This window comes from Brevundimonas sp. (assembly GCF_032107865.1).
Classification (GTDB): domain Bacteria; phylum Pseudomonadota; class Alphaproteobacteria; order Caulobacterales; family Caulobacteraceae; genus Brevundimonas.
This window is the reverse complement of the sequence record NZ_DAMCNG010000280.1, coordinates 1-3,019: the sequence shown is the minus strand read 5'-3', so window position 1 is coordinate 3,019 and position 3,019 is coordinate 1. Positions and strand designations below refer to the sequence as shown.

The window sequence follows — 3,019 nt, the reverse complement described above, 5'->3', positions numbered from 1 at the left end:
GAGGCGGTGATCGGCGGCTGCACCGAGGGGCCGCTGCTGCTGGATCAGGGCGACGTGGAGGCGCCGTTGATCGACTCGGCCGAGGTGCTGGCGCGGGCCTGCGTGGCGGCGTGTCGCTGACCGGCCGCTAGGCGAGGCGCTCAGCTTGGCCTAAGCGGGAAGGCGACGCTGTTCAGCAGGAGCCTTCATCATGGATCGTCGCGCCTTCATCGCCGCCTCGTCCGCCGCCGTCGCCGCCTCGACCCTGGCCGGGCCGGCCCTGGCGCGGAACGACCGGCTGCAGATCGGGATCATCGGCACAGGGCTGAGGGCGCAGAGCCTGATGTCCATCCTGCTGAAGCGGACCGATGTGGACATCGTCGCCTTGTGCGACATCGAGCCGCTGATGATCGCGCGGGCCAAGGGGATGATCGCGGCCGCCGGGAAACCCGCGCCGCGCGCCTATGAAGGGGCGCCCGATCAGGCCTATCGCGACCTGCTGGCCCATCCGGGGCTGGATGCGGTCATCATCGCCACCCCGTGGGAGTGGCACGCCCCCATGGCCATCGCGGCGATGGAGGCGAAGATCCCGGTCGGCTGCGAGGTGGTGGCGGGCGTCAGCCTGCAGGACCACTGGGACGTGCTGGAGGCGCACGAGCGGACCGGCACGCCCTATATGGTGCTGGAGAATGTCTGTTATCGGCGCGACGTGCTGGCGGTGCTGAACATGGTGCGCGCCGGACTGTTCGGCGAACTGGTGCACCTGCAGGGCGGCTATCAGCACGACCTGCGCGCGGTGAAGTTCAACAGCGGCGATCCGCAGAAGCCCTATGGCGGCGGGGTCGAGTTCGGGCCGAAGGGCTGGTCCGAGGCGCGCTGGCGCACCTGGCATTCGGTCAACCGCAACGGGGAGCTGTACCCGTCGCACGGCATCGGGCCGATCGCCAACTGGATCGACCTGAACCGGGGCAACCGGATGACGACGCTAACGGCCTACGCCTCCAAGGCGCGGGGGCTGCACGCCTATGTGGTGGACAACGGCGGAGCCGATCATCCGAACGCCAGGGTTCAGTTCAAGCTGGGCGACGTGGTGACGACCTCGATCGGCTGCGCCAACGGCGAGACCCTGCTGCTGCAGCACGACACCAATCTGCCGCGGCCCTATTCGCTGGGCTTCCGGGTGCAGGGGGTGAAGGGGCTCTGGATGGACCTGAACAAGTCAGTCCACATCGAGGGCCGCAGCCCCGAGCACCAATGGGAGGCGCAGGAGGCCTGGTTCGAGCAGTACGACCACCCGCTGTGGAAGACCCACGCGGACACGGCGGCCGGGTCGGGGCACGGCGGCATGGACTTCTTCGTCATCCACGCCTTCGTCGAGGCGTTGAAGGCCAAGGCCGCGATGCCGCTGGACATCTATGACGCCGTGAGCTGGAGCGCGATCACGCCCCTGTCGGAACAGTCGATCGCCGAGGGCAATCGCACGGTGGACTTCCCCGACTTCACGCGCGGGGCGTGGCGCGAACGAAAGCCGATCTTCGGCTTCGACGGAACGTATTGAGAGGCGTCTATTCCGTCTTCTTGCCCATCAGGGGCGACAGCAGGCTGTTGACCTCGTCCATCTGGCCGCGACCCTGGGCGGCGCGGTGCTCCAGTTCGTCGGCGCGGGCCTGGAGCTCACGGGCGCGGTCGCAGCGCGGGTCGCCTTCCGGCACGGCGGCCAGGTCGGGACGGCGGGCCTCCAGTTCGGCGATCAGCTCGTCTAAACGGGCCTGGTTCATGTTCTCGCCCTGTTCGAACAGGGCGATGGCTTCCTCCAGGGCGGCTTCAAAGGCGTCTTGATCGGGCATGGGCCTCATCCTCTTATGCTTACGCTTTCAATGAGCGGGGCCATGCGCCGGTTCCGCCTTGGCCGCCGATCACGCAGGGTTTACGAGACCGCCATGCGCACCCTTTTCGCCTCCGCCGCCCTGATGGTCCTGCTGGCCGCCTGCACCGTATCGACGGAAGGCGCGCCGGAGCGAACCGAGGTCGCGGGCGCCGTCTGCGACGTGCCGGACGACGTGCGCCCCGCCCGCCCCTATCGCATTCCGCAGGACGAGGTGGCGGCCGACGTGCCGGTCGCCTTCAACATGCTGGCGGTCAGCTGGTCGCCGCAGGCGTGCCGCAGCGGCAAGGACTACCCGGACGAGCGCTATCAGTGCGCCAGCAACCAGTTCGGCCTGACCCTGCACGGGCTGTGGCCCAACGGCGCTGACAACAAGCACCCGCGCTATTGCGCCGCCCCCGGTCCGGCCATCCCGGTCGAAACGGTGCGCGAGCATTTCTGCATGATCCCCTCGCCCAGCCTGCAACAGCACGAATGGGCGGCGCACGGCACCTGCGGCTGGGATAGCCCCGAGGCCTATTTCGCTCAGGCGGCCAAGATGTGGGACGGGCTGAACAAGCCGGATCTGGAGGCGATTCCCGCCCAGCGCCTGACCGCCGGAGCGATCCGCGACGCCTTCGTCGCCGCCAACCCGGGCTTCCCGCGCGAGGGGGTGTTCATCGCCACCACCGACGGCTGGTTCCGCGAGGCGCGGCTCTGCTACTCCAAGGACTATCGGCCGATGCGCTGCCCGCGCGGCCTGGGCGCGCCCGATCGCGAAAGGCTGAAACTGGCGCCGAAGGGCGTTCAGCAGGACGCGCAACAGGGCGTGCAAACGACCGGTTAACCAGAACGGGGTCAGGCTGCGGATCGCTGTTTCGTCCGAGGCCGTCATGTCGACCATGCTGACCCAGTCCCGCCGTCGTTCCAGCGACCATTTCCAGCCCGAGGACATGGAGCCGCAGGAGCAACGCCGCCTGCGCGGTCTGCTGGAGCAGATCGACTACGCCGCCTATGTCGCCAACCGTGAACTGATCGGCCACGCCCTCGCCAAGGTCGACGTCGGCGCCTTTCAGAAACTGGCCGTGCTGACGGCCCAGGCGCGGGCGCGCTGGGGCGCGGAGGCCGTGCGCCTGGCAGAATCCGGCGCCCCGGCCACCCCCGACCAGGTGGCCC

At 68.9% G+C, this 3,019-nt stretch carries 4 protein-coding genes; 3 read left to right on the top strand and 1 reads right to left on the bottom strand.

Annotation, left to right across the window (positions count from 1 at the left end; translation table 11 throughout):
• Positions 1-190: 190 nt before the first annotated feature.
• Complete coding sequence (locus RT567_RS15500) at positions 191-1,537, top strand: Gfo/Idh/MocA family oxidoreductase (protein WP_313577130.1); 1,347 nt, start codon at positions 191-193, stop codon at positions 1,535-1,537.
• A 7-nt stretch (positions 1,538-1,544) separates the two neighbouring features.
• On the opposite strand, the gene RT567_RS15495 is transcribed toward RT567_RS15500, so the two are convergent.
• The gene (locus RT567_RS15495; protein WP_313577129.1) at positions 1,545-1,826 is read right to left on the bottom strand and encodes a hypothetical protein; all 282 of its coding nucleotides are present in this window, start codon (positions 1,824-1,826) and stop codon (positions 1,545-1,547) included.
• Positions 1,827-1,919: 93 nt separating this feature from the next.
• On the opposite strand from RT567_RS15495, the gene RT567_RS15490 reads away from it, so the two are divergent.
• Positions 1,920-2,690, top strand: a complete 771-nt coding sequence (locus RT567_RS15490) for a ribonuclease T2 family protein (RefSeq protein WP_313577128.1) — start codon at positions 1,920-1,922, stop codon at positions 2,688-2,690.
• A 46-nt stretch (positions 2,691-2,736) separates the two neighbouring features.
• Positions 2,737-3,019: hypothetical protein (locus RT567_RS15485; RefSeq protein ID WP_313577127.1), on the top strand; the 283-nt coding region annotated here is incomplete at its 3' end.